Annotated in this window: 14 protein-coding genes; 11 read left to right on the top strand and 3 right to left on the bottom strand. The window is 35.9% G+C overall.

Features of this window, described 5'->3' with window-relative positions; genetic code table 11:
* Positions 1 to 124: 124 nt before the first annotated feature.
* Complete coding sequence (locus C1T31_RS02380; protein ID WP_103050853.1) at positions 125 to 2956, bottom strand: WD40/YVTN/BNR-like repeat-containing protein; 2832 nt, start codon at positions 2954 to 2956, stop codon at positions 125 to 127.
* A 143-nt stretch (positions 2957 to 3099) separates the two neighbouring features.
* Between C1T31_RS02380 and C1T31_RS02375 the strand changes: the two genes are divergently transcribed.
* Entirely contained in the window at positions 3100 to 4392 is a 1293-nt protein-coding gene (locus C1T31_RS02375) for an aminopeptidase P family protein (protein ID WP_103050852.1), read from the top strand.
* Between the two features lie 18 nt (positions 4393 to 4410).
* Here the strand turns inward: C1T31_RS02375 and brnQ are convergent, their stop codons facing one another.
* A complete protein-coding gene (gene brnQ / locus C1T31_RS02370; protein WP_103050851.1) occupies positions 4411 to 5703 on the bottom strand; it encodes a branched-chain amino acid transport system II carrier protein in 1293 nt (430 codons plus the stop codon).
* A 34-nt stretch (positions 5704 to 5737) separates the two neighbouring features.
* Here brnQ and C1T31_RS02365 point away from each other — a divergent pair, with 34 nt between their 5' ends.
* Positions 5738 to 6517: an alpha/beta fold hydrolase gene (locus C1T31_RS02365; protein ID WP_103050850.1), complete on the top strand. Its 780-nt coding sequence runs from the start codon at positions 5738 to 5740 to the stop codon at positions 6515 to 6517.
* Positions 6518 to 6573: 56 nt separating this feature from the next.
* Positions 6574 to 6852, top strand: coding sequence for a hypothetical protein (locus tag C1T31_RS02360; protein WP_103050849.1), 279 nt, complete (start codon positions 6574 to 6576; stop codon positions 6850 to 6852).
* On the opposite strand, the gene thiL is transcribed toward C1T31_RS02360, so the two are convergent.
* The gene (thiL, locus tag C1T31_RS02355; RefSeq protein ID WP_103050848.1) at positions 6849 to 7895 is read right to left on the bottom strand and encodes a thiamine-phosphate kinase; all 1047 of its coding nucleotides are present in this window, start codon (positions 7893 to 7895) and stop codon (positions 6849 to 6851) included. The genes C1T31_RS02360 and thiL overlap by 4 nt on opposite strands.
* A gap of 165 nt (positions 7896 to 8060) precedes the next feature.
* Here thiL and C1T31_RS02350 point away from each other — a divergent pair, with 165 nt between their 5' ends.
* The 8 genes from C1T31_RS02350 (at position 8061) to sufB (ending at position 17408) form a co-directional block, all read left to right on the top strand.
* Entirely contained in the window at positions 8061 to 9605 is a 1545-nt protein-coding gene (locus C1T31_RS02350) for a choice-of-anchor B family protein (protein ID WP_103050847.1), read from the top strand.
* A 6-nt stretch (positions 9606 to 9611) separates the two neighbouring features.
* Positions 9612 to 11099 (top strand): choice-of-anchor B family protein, encoded by a 1488-nt coding sequence (locus C1T31_RS02345; protein ID WP_103050846.1) that lies wholly within the window; start codon positions 9612 to 9614, stop codon positions 11097 to 11099.
* Positions 11100 to 11105: 6 nt separating this feature from the next.
* Positions 11106 to 12317 (top strand): choice-of-anchor B family protein, encoded by a 1212-nt coding sequence (locus tag C1T31_RS02340; protein WP_103050845.1) that lies wholly within the window; start codon positions 11106 to 11108, stop codon positions 12315 to 12317.
* A gap of 5 nt (positions 12318 to 12322) precedes the next feature.
* Positions 12323 to 13654 carry a hypothetical protein gene (locus tag C1T31_RS02335; RefSeq protein ID WP_103050844.1) on the top strand — a complete coding sequence of 444 codons (1332 nt, stop codon included), beginning with the start codon at positions 12323 to 12325 and terminating at the stop codon, positions 13652 to 13654.
* A 4-nt stretch (positions 13655 to 13658) separates the two neighbouring features.
* The gene (locus C1T31_RS02330; protein ID WP_103050843.1) at positions 13659 to 14429 is read left to right on the top strand and encodes an MbnP family protein; all 771 of its coding nucleotides are present in this window, start codon (positions 13659 to 13661) and stop codon (positions 14427 to 14429) included.
* A gap of 2 nt (positions 14430 to 14431) precedes the next feature.
* Positions 14432 to 15505, top strand: a complete 1074-nt coding sequence (locus C1T31_RS02325) for a cytochrome-c peroxidase (protein WP_243398879.1) — start codon at positions 14432 to 14434, stop codon at positions 15503 to 15505.
* Between the two features lie 108 nt (positions 15506 to 15613).
* Complete coding sequence (locus C1T31_RS02320) at positions 15614 to 15943, top strand: HesB/IscA family protein (protein ID WP_103050842.1); 330 nt, start codon at positions 15614 to 15616, stop codon at positions 15941 to 15943.
* Between the two features lie 16 nt (positions 15944 to 15959).
* On the top strand, positions 15960 to 17408 hold the full coding sequence (gene sufB / locus C1T31_RS02315; protein ID WP_103050841.1) for a Fe-S cluster assembly protein SufB: 1449 nt from the start codon (positions 15960 to 15962) through the stop codon (positions 17406 to 17408).
* The last annotated feature ends 9 nt before the right edge of the window (positions 17409 to 17417 follow it).

Below are 17417 nucleotides of genomic sequence, written 5' to 3'. Positions count from 1 at the left end.
GAAGTTTATTTTTATCCCAACAAAGATACGCCACAAATCATATCTAGACAAAAGCCTTCAACTTAAATTACATATTTAGAATGATTTTAAACAGACATGGTGACGGTTTGAGAAATCTGCTCAATTATTTTACTTCCAGTGTTGCTTTTTCACCATTCAGTTCAATTGTGTAACTACCTTTTGGTAAATAATATTTATCATTTTGGGCCTTTGGAATATCCAGTTCTTTGTTTTCTTTCATCAAAGCTTTTCTTCCTTTTTCGGAAATCGTCAAATCATATTCCAAATAATTAAAGCCTTTATCCAAATTCGCTTGAATTTGATTTAACTCAAGGCCACGTTCTGATAGGACTTTAATTGTTTGACTCCCAGTTTTGTCAACAAATAATTTGATCTCTACCGATGGTTCAAAAGGGTCAAAAAATTGACTCCAGGAACTGCCCCAACGAGACGAATGTCTGACCTCATCAATCTTATATATTTTTATGGATTCAGTGATCATTCCACCCTGCAAAGGCTCAATATTAGCTGAATAAATGCTTCTTCCGTGAGTTCCTAATATCAGGTCGTTAGCTGCTGGGTGAATGACCATATCATGAACAGCAACACTAGGTAATCCGTTTGAGAAAGCTTCCCAAGATTCTCCTTTATTGAACGATACATAAGCTCCATTATCTGTACCCACATATAGAACATTTTCGTTTTTCGGATCTTCTTTTATTACATTCACAGGCGATGGAGGGATATTAGAAGCGATACTTTTCCATGTCTGTCCGTAATCTTCAGAAACATAAATATAGGTTTTGAAATCATCCCAACGGTAGCCATTCAAAGTTACAAATACACGCTCCTTTTTATGATGCGAAGCTATCACACGACTAACCCATAAATCTTTTGGAAAGGTGTCTGAAATTTTAGCCCAACTTCCGCCACCATTTTTGGTAATATGAACATAGCCATCATCACTACCAACATAAATTAATCCAAACTGAAAAGGAGATTCACTAATGCTTGTTAAGCTGCCATAGGCTACATTTCCTTTTTTTCCTCCTGTTGTCAAATCTGGGCTTATGGCTTGCCAGTCTGTTCCTTGATTCATAGAGCGCATTAATTTATTACCTCCTAGATACAATATATCCTGATTGTGAGTTGACAATAAAATGGGTGTTTGCCAATTGAATCGGTATGGGCTTTCACCTAATTCATGCTTAGGTTGAATATAAGTTTGTTCATCTGTTTCACGGTTAATACGAAAGTAATTACCGAATTGATAGCCTGTGTAAACTATATTGTGGTTTCTGCTATCGATTTGAATTTGCATACCGTCACCACCCATGATACTTTTCCAAGGGTTTTCGCCACTTTGTTGCCAACTTTTATCTATTGAAGCTCGGTGAGAGCCTACCCACACACCGTTATCCTGTAAGCCTCCATAAATATGATACGGTTTTTGATTATCAACATTAATCGCGTAAAACTGCCCAACAGAATTAACATTGAGCTTTTCCCAATTCTCACCATCGTCATAACTCATATTTAAACCGCCATCATTACCATCAATTAAATGACCTGACCGGTTTGGGTTTACCCAAAGGGCTTGATGATCCGCATGCACATTTTCAGCACTAATAGATGTAAATGTTTTTCCGCTATCTTTGGATTTTATAATAGGAACTCCCAAAACATAAATGGCATCGGCATTTTTTGCATCTACTCTAATTTCACCAAAATAATAGCCATAGCTAAAATACACACCATCCAAATAATTGTCATGGGTCTTGGTCCATGTTTTACCACCATCGGTGCTTTTATACACTTCCGCACCTATGACCGGTGTATCAAACAACATCGCATTAGCATCCTCTAAATAGGTTGCCAAATCCATGGGTTTGACATTACCACTTCGAACCATTTGTTTGACATTTTCGGCACGATACTTTTCTTGAAAGTTATTGGTCTTTAAAAAATTGTTGAGCTTTTTATCCTCCAATTTTAAAAAAGCATCAACGCTCATGGTTTTAAAATCCTCTTTTTTCAGTCCGCGTGATTCCTCTTTTGAATCGTCTTTTGGTCTATTAAACTGGTTGTCATGTAGAGCATAAACTATATTTTCGTCAAAAACTGCTAATCCTATTCTACCCACACCTTCACCAACAGGAAAACCACTTTTTTCAGTTGATATTTTTTGCCATGTATTGCCAGCATCGGTACTTTTATAAATTGCAGATCCATTTCCATTTCCTGTAAAATTCCAGGCTTTTCTATCTCGTGTCCAAGCTGCCGCAAATAGCGTATTAAAATTATCCGGTACTTGTTGCACATCAATAATGCCTGTTTCTGAATTTACAAACAAGGTTCTATTCCAAGTTTTTCCTCCATCAACAGTTTTAAAAATGCCTCGTTCATCATTTGGAGAGTACAAGTGACCGGTAGCACCAACAACGACCTCATCCGGATTCTTGGGATTGATTAAAATGCGTCCAATATGATGCGAATCCTTTAAACCCATATTTTCCCAAGACTTGCCATTGTCAACCGATTTTAAAATACCTATGCCTGCATAGCTGGAACGTGATGAATTGTTTTCTCCTGTTCCAACCCAAATGGTTCGATTGTTCCAATCAACAGCAATGTCACCCACATTTTGAGTGTTGGAAGAATCTAAAATTGGCGTAAAGGATGACCCATTATTCGTAGTGTGCCATACACCTCCAGAAGCATAACCCACATAAAACTCTGTTGGGTCATTGGGGTTCACATCAATATCGACCACACGACCACTCATGACCGTTGGACCGACATTTTTAAAAGGGATATTTTTAACCAAAGAATTGTTTTGGTTCTCTTGTTTTTTCAAAAGAGCATTTTCAACCAAATCGGCTGAAGTTGCCGGCTGTTGACTAAAAACGGAAAAAGACATTAAGATAAATAGACTGAAAAGAAATCTAGATTTCATGGATTGTTGGTTAGAATTTATTTTGAAAAATAACCATTACAGCAACAGCATCAAAATTTGTTGTTAAAGTTTAACAAAAGTAGATTGATATCTTTCTAAACACTCTTGAAATACGTAGCTTTGAGAAATAAAATTCATATAAAATGAAGTATCAACCTATAGATAGTCAGTTATTCATAAAAAACCGAAAGAACTTTGCCTCCAAAATGAAATCCAACAGTCTGGCAGTGTTTAATTCCAACGATATTTATCCCATTAGTGCCGATAGTACGATGCCCTTTCAACAACATCGTGATATCTTTTATTTAAGTGGTGTTGATCAAGAAGAAAGTGTCTTGGTCATATTTCCTGATTGTCCTAAAGCTAACCATCGTGAAATTTTATTTTTAAAAGAAACTAACGATCATATAGCTGTTTGGGAAGGTGAAAAACTGACTAAAGAGGCAGCATTGAAGACTAGTGGCATTAAAACCGTGTATTGGCTCAAAGACATGGAAAAAATCATGTTTGAACTCATGACACAATGTGATACGGTTTATATTAATACCAATGAACATTATCGTGCAAATGTTGAAACAGAAACTCGCGAAGACCGTTTTACAAAATGGCTCAAAGAACGTTATCCTGCGCATCAGGTTGCAAAAAGCAATCCTATTTTGCAACGATTACGATCTGTAAAAGACCCAATTGAAATTGACTTGATGCAAAAAGCCTGCAACATTACTGAAAAGGGTATACGCAGATTACTAAACTTCATAAAACCCGGTATTTGGGAATATGAAATTGAAGCTGAACTCATGCATGAATTTTTAAGAAATCGTTCAAAGGGATTCGCTTATACGCCCATTGTAGCTTCAGGAAATAATGCAAATGTGCTTCATTACATACAAAACAATCAACAATGTCAAGCTGGTGAATTAATATTATTAGATGTTGGTGCCGAATATGCTAATTATTCTAGCGATTTAACTCGTACAATTCCTGTTTCAGGAAAGTATTCTGAAAGACAAAAAGCTGTTTACAATGCTGTAAATCGTGTCAAAAATGAGGCGACTAAAATGTTGGTTCCTGGCACACTTTGGGCCGATTACCATGTTGAAGTTGGTAAATTAATGACCTCTGAATTATTAGGATTGGGCTTATTGGATAAAGCCGATGTTCAAAACGAAAATCCCGATTGGCCTGCCTATAAAAAATACTTTATGCACGGGACGAGTCATCACATTGGTTTGGACACTCATGATTACGGTATTCTAACGGAACCTATGCAAGCCAATATGGTTTTTACTGTTGAACCTGGTATTTATATTCCAGATGAAGGTTTTGGCATTCGATTAGAAGATGATGTCGTTATTCAAGAAAATGGCGAACCATTCAATTTAATGGGCAGTATTCCTATTGAAGCCGATGAAATTGAAGACATTATGAATTCTTAAAATGAATCCATCTATAATTTAAACCTCATTTATCTTACTTAAATGAGGTTTTTTTATGGTATTTACCAAAACAAACGTCAGTATTGCCGGTAAAACCCAACCTAGATTTTCATTAGCCAATGGAATTAGACTTTTTATTTTATTAAGCGATACTGACTCAATTAAAAATCCTAAAAAATCTGGAATACTGAAAAGGATGGTTACCAAAACAACCGCTCTAAAAACCGTTTTACCAATATACCGTTCTGGAAAGAGGTTTAGCAGAATCAGTACTATGGTCAATGGATAAATAAACATTAAAACTGGTAACGCAACATCAATGATATAACTAACATCCATTTGTCCTACAAAAACACCTAACAAGCATGAAACTAACGCGGTTATTAAATATGCTTTTTTGAAATTCTTGAATAACCCACTAAAAAAGTCGGCAGTACCCACGATAACACTCACTGCTGTAGTAAAACAAGCTAAAGCTATCAAAACACTTAAAAGCATATTTCCAACATGACCCAAGGTTTTTAAGCTTAACCCTGACAGCAATTCAGACCTTGAAATTGATGAATCAAATTCTGAATTATGTAAAGCACCAACCGCTATCATGCCTGTGTAAATAATAAATAATCCTGCTGCAGCTACCAATCCAGATTTAATTATGATAGCTTTTTTATCTTCAAAAGAAATGCCGCCTTCAATATTTAATGAAATAATAATGACTCCACCAATTAAGATTCCACCCAAAGCATCATAGGTTTGATAACCTTCCAATAGACCTGCCACTAAAGCTGAAGACTCCAATACAGATGGATTCATATGACCTGGTGCTGTAAAAATCCCAATGACAATAATCGTTAAAAGAATGAGAACAATTAATGGTGTTAAAAACTTTCCAAGAATACTCAATATACTATCGCGTTTCATAACAAACACAAAAGCAATTCCAAAATACAAGCTACTGGTCAGCAACGAACTTGTGTTAAAAAATGGTTCAATGGCCATTTCATGAGTTACTGCTGCGGTTCTAGGTATTGGAAGTGTAATAGCTATTGTGTAAACACATAAACAGAAAATCAAACTAAAAACAGGTGAGACCTTATTTCCAAAATCCATCATGGTGCCCTGTAATTTGGCATGACCTAAAAGTGCTAACAAGGGAATGATTGTCGCCGAAATCACAAAACCTACAGCAACCAACCACCAATCTGGTCCAGAATTAAAACCCAATTGTGGTGGCAGAATCAAATTTCCTGCTCCAAAAAAACTAGCGAAAAGGGCAAATCCAATAATGAAAATGGTTTTCTTATTATTCATTTCATAAATTATCTTTGCACAAGATAGTTTATTTATGATTTTAGATTACAAAGGAATATCGGTTTTTTACTCGGATGAAGGTAATGGAATACCTGTAGTTTTATTACATGGTTTTTTGGAAAATACTGTTATGTGGAAAAACATTATACCACACCTATCTAAAAATAATCGCGTAGTTGCTATAGATCTTTTAGGTCATGGACAAACAGGTTGTTTGGGTTATATCCATACAATGGAAGATATGGCTGAAGTTGTTAATACCGTATTAGATAACTTGAAAATTGAAAAAGCCATCCTAATTGGGCATTCCATGGGTGGTTACGTTGCCTTGGCTATGGCAGAAAAATTCCCGGAAAAATTTTTAGGATTATGCCTGGCAAATTCAACTTCGCAATCTGATAGTAACGAACGGAAAATTAATAGAGATCGTGCTATTAAAGCAGTCAAACAAAATTATAAAGCATTTGTAAGCATGGCCGTTACCAACTTATTTGCCGAAAATAACCGTGAAAAGCTTAAGAGTGACATTGAGATAGTTAAGCAAGAAGCCTTAAAAACACCGCTCCAAGGTATTATTGCCGCTTTGGAGGGCATGAAAATCAGAAAAAACAGGGAACATGTTCTAAAAAATGCCCAATTCAAAAAATTATTTATCATCGGTCTCAAAGACACTGTAATACAGCCAGATATTATTAGAAAGGAAGCTGAAACAACGGATTCTCAATACATAGAATTTGATGGTGGACACATGAGTTATATTGAAAATGAAAAACTTTTCTTACAAAATATTGTGCATTTCATCGAATTAATATAACTTTTGTCGATATTTTTGTTTTTTTTGCTAGCTTTATTCCTCCAAATCAAATACTTATGAAAACAGCTACCATAAAACCAGCCTTATTGCCGAGATTGTACTGTTCCGTTTTTGGTCATGATTTTGAAGTATCAAGAAAAGTTACCGGTCATGTTAAAGAGTACACCTGTTCTCATTGCAAAAAAGAACTGACTACGAACGGTAATGGAAATTTAACGATCTTAACTCCTAAATATCGTGAGATCAATTCTATTTTAGAGCAAATGTACACCAGAAGATTAATGCGATTACAAAACAGACAATTCTTAAATTCAGATTTAAGAATTCCTGCTTAATCTTCAAAACTCTTCCATCCTTGAGCTTTCATAGGAATTCTTGTGTCAGCGCGAGTAACCAGATGGATGCCTGCACTTGGTTCTTTAATATGCCCGATAATGCTAAAATTAGGATTTGCCTTTATTTTAGGATAATCATCTTGTGAAATTGTAAACAATAATTCATAATCTTCACCACCATTCAGTGCTACCGTAGTACTATCAATATTAAATTCTTCGCATGTGGAAATAACTTGTGGGTCCAATGGAATTTTATTTTCGTACACATCACACCCAACACCACTTTGTTTACAGATATGCAAAATCTCGGATGACAAACCATCACTAATATCAATCATAGATGTAGGCTTAACCTCTAAATCTTTCAACAACATCACAATATCTTTTCTTGATTCCGGTTTTAACTGCCTTTCAACAATATAAGTATAAGGTTCTAAATCAGGTTGATTATTGGGGTTAACTTTAAAAACCTCTTTTTCTCGTTCCAAAATTTGAAGTCCCATGTAAGCAGCACCTAAATCTCCAGTTACAACTAATAAATCGTTTGGTTTAGCACCACTTCTTAATACTTCATCTCCCTTTTCAACCTCTCCAATAGCCGTAACCGAAATAATCAATCCCGATGTTGAAGAAGTCGTATCACCCCCAACAACGTCAACATTATAAATTTGAGATGCAGTTTCAACTCCTGCATATAATTCCTCTAGAGCTTCTAATGGGAACCTATTTGATACTGCAATAGACACCGTTACTTGTGTGGCCATGGCATTCATAGCATAGATATCAGATAAATTGACCATGATAGCTTTATAACCTAAATGTTTTAAGGGCATATAGCTCAAATCGAAATGCACGCCTTCAACCAATAAATCTGTTGATACAACAACTTGCTTTTGGTCAAAATTTAAAATGGCTGCATCATCTCCAATTCCTTTTACAGATGATTTTTGACTAATCTTAAAATTTTTGGTTAATTGATCTATTAAGCCAAATTCTCCAATATCACTTAATGATGTTCGCTGTTGGTTTTTGTCTTCTATCATGCTGCAAAAATAAGAAGCTCAAAATTATATTTAGGATATTCCTGAACTTAAATGTTGTATAATAGTCATTTACAATGTCATTTTAACATAAAAAAAACAAAAAAAGGGCTCTAATCTCTATTATTCTGTTAATTTTGTTGGGCTTATTTAATCACACTTAACCTGATGTTTAAAAAATTAAAAACAATAAGCTCAATTATTGTTTGCATAAGTTACGGATTTGGCCAGATGCCATGTGAAAGTGGTTTTGCTTCAGTTTCTGAGGGAGATTCGTTTCCTTGCAATGATTATGATTTAATCTCTCATATTCCAATTTCTGTACTTGCCAATACCCAAGGGAATCCTGAAGGCAGTGATACTTGGGGCTGGACTGACCCATTAAACGGCAAAGAATACGCCATAGTTGCAACAACTAATAGTACTGCATTTGTTGATATTAGCAATGCTGTTAACCCTATTTTTTTGGGAAGATTGGATACCAATACCTCAACAAGTTTCTGGAGAGATGTAAAAGTCTACAACAATTATGCTTTTATTATTGCCGATAATGTTGGTGCTCATGGTATGCAAATTTTTGATTTAACCATTTTAAGAGATGGCATTGACAGCGATTTAACTTTTGAAGAAGCCGAGTATCCCGATAGAATAAAAACCTATTCAGGCGATGGTACAGGAATACAAATTGGAAGTTGTCACAATATCATTATTAATGAAAGCGAGGCAGTTGCCTACCTCGTAGGATGTAATTCAGCAAATGGTGGTGGACCGATATTTGTTGATATTTCAGACCCAATTTCCCCGACAACAATAGGTAATTACACAGATAGCGGTTACACTCATGATGCCCAAGTAATTACTTACAATGGTCCTGATACTAGTCCCGACCCAAATACGACAACTATATCAACTTACGTTGGAAGAGAAATTTTAGTTGCAAGTAACGGTAGCTTCACTAATAATGATAAGTTGGTCTTTTTAGATGTCACTGATAAGAGTAACGTGGTGAAGATTTCTGAAATTACCTATCCACAACCCGGTTATGCCCATCAAGGTTGGTTCACAGAAGATCATCGTTATTTTATCATGGGTGATGAAACAGACGAACAGTCTTTTGGCATGAATACACGCACCTTGGTTTTTGATGTGCAGGATTTAGACAACCCTATTTTGTCCTCAACTTATTTTGGTCCATCTACCGCAATTGATCATAATGGTTATGTTAAAGGCGATAGGTTCTACTTGGCAAATTATAGAGGAGGTTTAAGGGTCTTAGACATTTCAAATATTGCTTCAGACACGAACTCCATGACTGAAATAGGTTATTTTGACACACACCCTGAAAATGATAACACTGGTTTTGATGGTGCTTGGAGTGTTTACCCATATTTTGAAAGTGGAAATATTATCATAAGTGACATAGATCGTGGGTTATTTGTAGTAAGGAAAAGCGGTACGCTAGGAGTTGATGCCCCTTATTTAAACAATGAGTTTTTATTATCACCAAATCCTGCTAAAACCTCTACTATTGTTTCGGCATCAAAAGGTCAGGGCGTCCATGCAATAGAAATCTATAATATACTAGGCAAAAAGGTATTTGAAAAACATAATATCAATCTCAATAAATTCGTTATACCAACAGCATCTTATGAAAGAGGTATATATGTAATTAGAATAAATTCAACAATAACAAAAAAATTATTGCTCAAATAAATAGCTATGAAAAACGAATTAAGGATTTCATTAAAAATTCTAACCTTTTACTTTTTAATCATTGGTTTAGTTGTATTACAAAGTTGTGATGACGAACCTGTCGATCCAATAGTTGTAGTAGACTCTGACAATGATGGTATTCCAGACGCACAAGATAATTGCCCTTCTATTTCAAATCCAAACCAAAGTGATGTTGATAATGATGGGATAGGTGACAGCTGTGATACTACGAATGATCTAGATACTGATAATGACGGCATTCCAGATGATGAAGATAATTGCCCTCTAATTCCAAATCCCGATCAAATTGACGATGATGGTGATGGTATTGGTAATGCCTGTCAGGACAATCCAGATTTAACCCCAATGTTCCCATGTATAGATGGAATGGCTGGGCCATATCCGTGCGACGGTTATGATTTAATGGGACATATTCCTGTTTCGGTTCTAGCAAATAATTTGGGAAATCCTGAAGGCAGTGATATTTGGGGATGGACGGACACCACTACTGGGAAAGAGTATGCTTTGGTTGCCATGACAAACAGCACTGCTTTTGTAGATGTTTCAGATCCAACAAATCCAATCTTTCTAGGAAGGCTTGATACAGCTACCAGTACGAGTTATTGGAGAGATGTAAAAGTGTATAATAATTATGCATTTATAGTTGCTGACAATGTTGGCGCTCATGGTATGCAGGTTTTTGATTTAACCCGATTACGAAGTGTTACCAATCCACCTGAAAACTTTACATCTGATGCTTTATATTCAGGCTTTGGAAGTGCCCACAATATTGTAATTAACGAAAATTCTGGATATGCCTATGCAGTTGGATCTAGTCGAAGTGGTACTTATGGAGGTGGTCCTTTGTTTATAAATATTCAAAATCCGTTAAACCCTATTGGAGAAGGTGGGTTCTTTGGGTATGCTCATGACGCCCAAGTTGTAACCTATAATGGTCCCGATTCAGATTATGCTGGAAGAGAAATTATAGTTGGTAGCAATGAAAATGAAGTTGTAATTGCTGATATTACAGATAAAGGAAACCCTATTGAAATTGCCACCATTAGTTATAACAACGTTGGCTATACGCATCAAGGATGGTTTACGGAAGATATGCGCTATTTCATTTTAGGAGATGAAACCGATGAGTTGGGATTCGGAAATAACACAAGAACTATTGTTTTTGATTTTACAGATTTAGACAATCCGACCTTTAAAATGGATTACATTGGTCCTTCAGCAGCTATTGACCACAATGGCTATGTCAAAGGTAATTCCTATTATCTAGCCAACTATACTGCTGGACTACGTGTTATTGATATATCTGGTGTTGACGGGAATTCTATGAATGAAATTGCTTATTTTGACACGCATCCAGAAAACAACAATACTAGTTTCAATGGTGCTTGGAGTGTGTATCCATATTTCCAAAGTGGTAATATAATTATTAGTGATATTGAAAGGGGACTTTTTATTGTGCGACCAACTCAATAGTTAATAATGAAAATAAAAATATTATCCATATTAGTAATTGTTTTAGGGGTAATAATTGGATGTTCAAGTGATGATGTTTCAAGCAATATGCCTTCAAACCCTCAAAATAGTACTTGTTCAAATGGTTATGCAGGCCCTTATCCATGTAATAATTATGACTTAATTGCCCATCTGCCGCTTACTACATTTGGTGGTGTTGGTTTAGCGGGAAATGACTCTTGGGGATGGACCGATTCATCAACTGGAAAGGAATATGCTTTAATTTGCACAACTAGAGGAACATCATTTGTTGATATAACCAATGCGGAAAACCCCATTTTTTTGGGCACATTGAATACAGCAACCGGCGCAAGTACATGGCGAGATATTAAAGTTTATAATGACTACGCCTTTATAGTCAGTGAAGCCCAAGATCATGGGATGCAAATATTCGATCTCACGCATTTAAGAGATGTTTCTTCGGCACCACAGGAATTCACTGCAGATGCTCATTATACTGGTTTTGGGAATGCCCATAATATCGTAATTAATGAAGAATCGGGCTATGCTTACGCAGTAGGATCTAATACTTTCTCTGGAGGCCCTCATTTTATCAATATCCAAGACCCCCTAAATCCTTTTGCGGCTGGAGGGTTTTCAGGTTACTCACATGATGCACAAGTAGTAACTTATAATGGACCCGATACTGATTATATAGGTAAGGAAATTTTAATTGGTAGTAATGTTTTTGAAGTAGGGTTGTTTGATGTCACAGATAAATCAAATCCAATTGAAATTTCAACTGTCAATTATTCCAATATTGGTTATACGCACCAAGGTTGGTTTACAAGTGACATGAATTACTTTATTTTAGGAGATGAACTAGATGAAGTAAACTATGGCAGTAATACCCGAACCTTAATCTTCGATTTTACCGATTTGGACAATCCGATTTATTTTACCGATTTTTTTGGCACCTCTCAAGCAATTGATCATAATGGTTATGTAAAAGACAATTTATATTATCAAGCAAACTACACAGCAGGTGTAACAATTTATGATATTAGTAATATTGAGAATAATTCGGTTTCTAAAGTAGGTTTTTTTGACACGTATCCAGAAAACAATTCTACCAACTTTAGCGGTGCTTGGAATGTCTATCCTTATTTTGAAAGTGGTAATATTATTATCAGTGATATTAATAGAGGATTATTTATAATTCGAAAAAGTGGGACGTAATAAATATGAAAATTCAATTCAAAATATTATTTTTTGGAGTTTTATGCCTAATAATATCTTCTTGCTCAAAAGATGATAATGGTCAAATAATTTTGCCTGAACCTAATCTCCAATTGGCAAAAACCTATGGCGGCACAAAGAATGAAAGTGCTCAATCAATTGCCAAAACTAGCGATGGTGGTTATGTTATTTTAGGTTATTCCCAAAGTGCTGATGGTGATATTACTGATAAAAACAATGAAAGTTTTGATTTTTGGGTCTTAAAATTTGACAGCGAGCATAATATACAATGGTCTAAAACCTTTGGAGGTACTGATGATGACCGTGGAAATACTATTATCCAAACACAAGATGGCGGCTATGCCATCTTGGGATATACATCCAGTAATGATTTAGATATAAGCGAAAATGCCGGAGCTCAAGATTACTGGATAGCCAAATTAAGTTCCAATGGCGACCTAATATGGCAAAAATCTTATGGTTATGCTGGTTCTGATATAGGATATACTTTACTGCAATCTAATGATGGCGGCTACTTTATTACAGGTGTTTTGGATGTTACAGCTTCAGGAGGTGAGGGAAATACCAGAGTTGCAAGTGCCAGACATGCTGGCGGTGATTATTGGGCCCTAAAATTAGACGCCAATGGAAACAGGGAATGGAGTAAATATTATGGTGGCACATATACAGATACACCTTTTGATGCCGTTCAAACTTCAGATAACGGATATATTCTAGTGGGATCTTCTGATAGCGATGATGTCGATATTTCTGGCAACTTGGGGACTTATGATTTTTGGGTTATCAAAATTTCTGAAAATGGCACTCTTATTTGGGAACGCTCTTATGGAGGCTCTCAAATTGATGAGGCAAGAGGTATAGCTCATTCTGGAGATGGTAATTTTTTAATTGTTGGAGATACCCGAAGTAACGACCAAAATGTATCACATAATAATGGTGCTGCAGATTTATGGCTGATAAAAATTTCACCCAATGGTGATATAATTTGGGAAAAAACTTTTGGTGGGTCAAGTTTTGATGTTGCTCGATCCATTCAGAAAGTAAATTCCAACTTCATCATTTCTGGTAGCTCAAGAAGTACTGACGGTGATGTCACAAATAATAATGGACAAAATGATTCTTGGGTTTTAAAAATTGATGACACCGGCAATTTACTATGGCAAAAAACCGTAGGTGGTTCGGAAATTGATTTTTGTTACGATGCTACCGAATTAGAAAATAACACCGTAGTTGCGGTTGGTGAGTCCAGCAGTTCGGATGGTGATATTGAAGAAAACAAAGGATTTACCGATTTATTAATAGTTAAGACAAAATAAAATCATGAAAAAGATATTTTCCTTAATTGTCATGCTTCTGCTTATTTTAAATTGCAGTGAAGACAAAGATGACAATTTATCGCTAGTTAACATGTCCAATGTGAGTTTTAGTTTTACTCACGATTGGGATGGAACTCTCATTAACAGTTCCAATTTGCAGACTGAAATAGTTACCAATGAACATGGTGAGGAGATTAGCATGACAAGAATCCGGTATTTGATATCTCGATTTGAACTTGTAAATGACAATGGTGATAGTTATTTATTTGATGGCTACAAATTCACTGATTTGGAAGACGAAACGACTTATAATTTCACACCCACAAACAATAGCATTCCAATTGGAAATTATACATTGAGATTTATTTGGGGTTTTAATGAAGCAGATAATGTAGACGGTGCTTATTTAGATCTCAATAGTGCTTCTTGGAATTGGCCAGCCATGTTGGGAGGTGGATATCATTTTTTACAATTTGATGGCATGTACAATGTTGATACAACGGCTCCTTCTCCATTCAATTATCATAATGGGACTGCACGTGTGAGTGATGGTGTTTTTGAACAAAATTTTGCGCTTATTCAACTTTCCACACCAATTACCATTACAAACAATGCCAATATCGAGGTTAAAATGAATATTTCAGAATTCTTTAAAAATCCGAACACTTGGGATTTGAACGTGTTAGATACACCTTTAATGCCTAATTATGATGCGCAAAAAATGATGCAGGAAAATGTACTTAGTGTATTTTCAATTGGAAGTATAACCCAGTAATTTTGAAGTTACTTGATAAACATATTATTGTCGCGCTCGCATTTTTAGCCACTGCATGTGGAAAGGATGATGATACTACTGGATATGTGAATCAACCAACCCAAGCTCCCCTTGATATTCCTCAAATTTTTTCAGATAATATTCTGAATCCTGTGATCCCATCAGACAATCCTCAAACAATTGAGGGTATTGCATTAGGAAAAAAATTATTTTTTGACCCTATTCTCTCTGCTAATAATACCCAAGCATGTGCCAGCTGTCATAGACCTCAAAATGCTTTTACTGATATTCCTAGATTTAGTATTGGTATTGATGGTATTCCCGGTGTTAGGAACTCTATGCCATTATTTAATTTGGCTTGGAATTATGATGAACTATTCTTTTGGGATGGTCGGGAATTTAGTTTAGAACACCAAGCATTGGAACCCGTAACCAATCCTATTGAAATGCATAATACTTGGGAAGTTGTTGTTCAGCGTTTACAAGAACATCCTGAATATCCTTCGATGTTCAACAGTGCTTTTGGAAATGGCTCAATAACTAAAGAAAAAGCAACCAAAGCCATAGCTCAATTTGAACGAACACTTATTTCGGCAAATTCTAAATTTGATAGATACCTCCTTGGTTTAGCCGAGTTGACTCCTGCAGAAGAAAATGGGCTCAATGTATTTATGGATGAAAATCGAGGCGATTGTTTCCACTGTCATGGAAACCCAAATAATCCTTTATGGACTGACAATCAGTTTCATAACAATGGTTTAGATGCCACATTTGATGATTTAGGTTTAGGAGAAGTCACTGGTGACCCTGCCGACAATGGTAAGTTCCGCTCCCCTTCACTTCGAAATTTAGCTTATACAGCTCCTTACATGCATGATGGCCGTTTTAGTACACTTGACGAAGTTATCAATCACTATAGCGAAGGTCTCCAAGACTCCCCAACTATTGATCCTCTCATGAAAAAAGTAGATGAAGGTGGTGTACAATTAACAGATCAGGACAAAGCTGACTTAAAAGCATTTTTACTGTCACTTTCTGACCCGTCGTTTATCAACAATCCAGACTTTCAAAATTAATAGCCAAAAGCTATCAAACCATTTAATAATATAATGTTAGGTTATATGGTAATCCATGACTTAAATCGTATATTTGCACTCTATTTAGATAAATTCTAATTAAAGAAAATGATAAAAGTATCTGAAACAGCTAAAAACAAGGTTATTCAGTTGATGACCGAGGACGGATTTAATGCTGCTACGGATTATATTCGTGTAGGCGTTAAAAGTGGCGGTTGTTCTGGTTTATCTTATGATCTCAAGTTTGATAAAGAACAACAAGAAGGCGATAAAGTTTTTGAAGATAACGGCGTTAAAATTATTGTTGACAAGAAAAGCTTTTTGTATCTAATTGGTACTACTCTGGAATATTCAGGAGGCCTAAACGGAACTGGTTTTGTGTTCAACAATCCTAACGCTAATCGTACTTGTGGTTGTGGCGAATCGTTTTCATTATAATATTTGAAAAGAAATTATGTCGAAGTATACCGAAGATGATTTAAGGGAAGAATTAAAAACCAAGGAATACGAATATGGTTTTTACACAGACATACAGTCTGAAACATTCCCAGTAGGCTTAAATGAGGATATTGTTCGCGCTATTTCCAAAAAGAAAGAAGAGCCCGAATGGATGACTGAGTGGCGGCTTGAATCTTTTAAAATCTGGAAAGAAATGGTTGAGCCTGAATGGGCCAATGTTCATTATCAAAAACCAGATTTTCAAGCTATTTCTTACTATTCTGCTCCAAACAGCAAACCAAAATATGATAGTTTAGATGAGGTTGATCCGGAGCTTTTAGCCACTTTTGACAAGTTGGGTATTTCATTGGATGAGCAAAAGAAATTGGCAGGAGTTGCTATGGATGTTGTGGTTGATTCGGTTTCAGTCGCTACAACATTTAAAAAGACGCTTGCTGAAAAAGGCATCATTTTTATGAGTATTTCAGAAGCTATCAAGGAGCATCCTGAATTGGTGAAAAAATATATTGGAACGGTGGTTCCTCAAAAAGACAATTTCTACGCAGCTCTCAATTCTGCTGTCTTTAGTGATGGTTCTTTTTGCTACATTCCAAAAGGCGTTAGATGCCCTATGGAATTATCTACTTACTTCAGAATTAACCAAGCTGGAACAGGTCAATTCGAAAGAACATTAGTCATCGCTGATGAGGGAAGTTATGTGAGTTATTTAGAGGGCTGTACAGCTCCCATGCGTGATGAGAATCAGTTGCACGCAGCTGTAGTTGAATTGATTGCGTTGGATGACGCTGAAATAAAATACTCGACGGTTCAAAATTGGTATCCTGGAAATGCCGAAGGTAAAGGTGGTGTTTACAACTTTGTAACTAAACGTGGATTGTGCGAAAAAAACGCCAAGATTTCTTGGACACAAGTCGAAACAGGGTCTGCTGTAACTTGGAAGTATCCAAGCTGTGTGTTAAAAGGTGATAATTCAGTAGGTGAATTTTACTCAATAGCTGTTACTAATAATTACCAACAAGCTGACACGGGCACTAAAATGATTCATTTGGGTAATAATACCAAATCAACCATTATTTCTAAAGGTATTTCAGCAGGAAAATCTCAAAACAGTTATCGTGGTTTGGTACAAGTGAGTTCAAGAGCCGAAAACGCTCGTAACTTTTCACAATGTGATAGTTTATTGATGGGTAATGAATGTGGTGCACACACATTCCCATACATTGAAGCGAAGAACAAATCAGCGAAAATAGAGCACGAGGCGACAACCAGTAAGATAGGTGAAGATCAAATATTTTACTGTAACCAACGTGGTATCGATACTGAAAAAGCCATTGCATTGATAGTAAACGGGTTTAGTAAGGAAGTGTTAAACAAGCTTCCTATGGAGTTTGCTGTGGAAGCACAAAAATTATTGGAAATAAGTTTAGAAGGATCTGTAGGATAAAAAATTATA

This window comes from Hanstruepera neustonica (assembly GCF_002895005.1).
Lineage (GTDB): Bacteria > Bacteroidota > Bacteroidia > Flavobacteriales > Flavobacteriaceae > Hanstruepera > Hanstruepera neustonica.
This window is presented reverse-complemented; position numbering and strand designations above follow the sequence as displayed.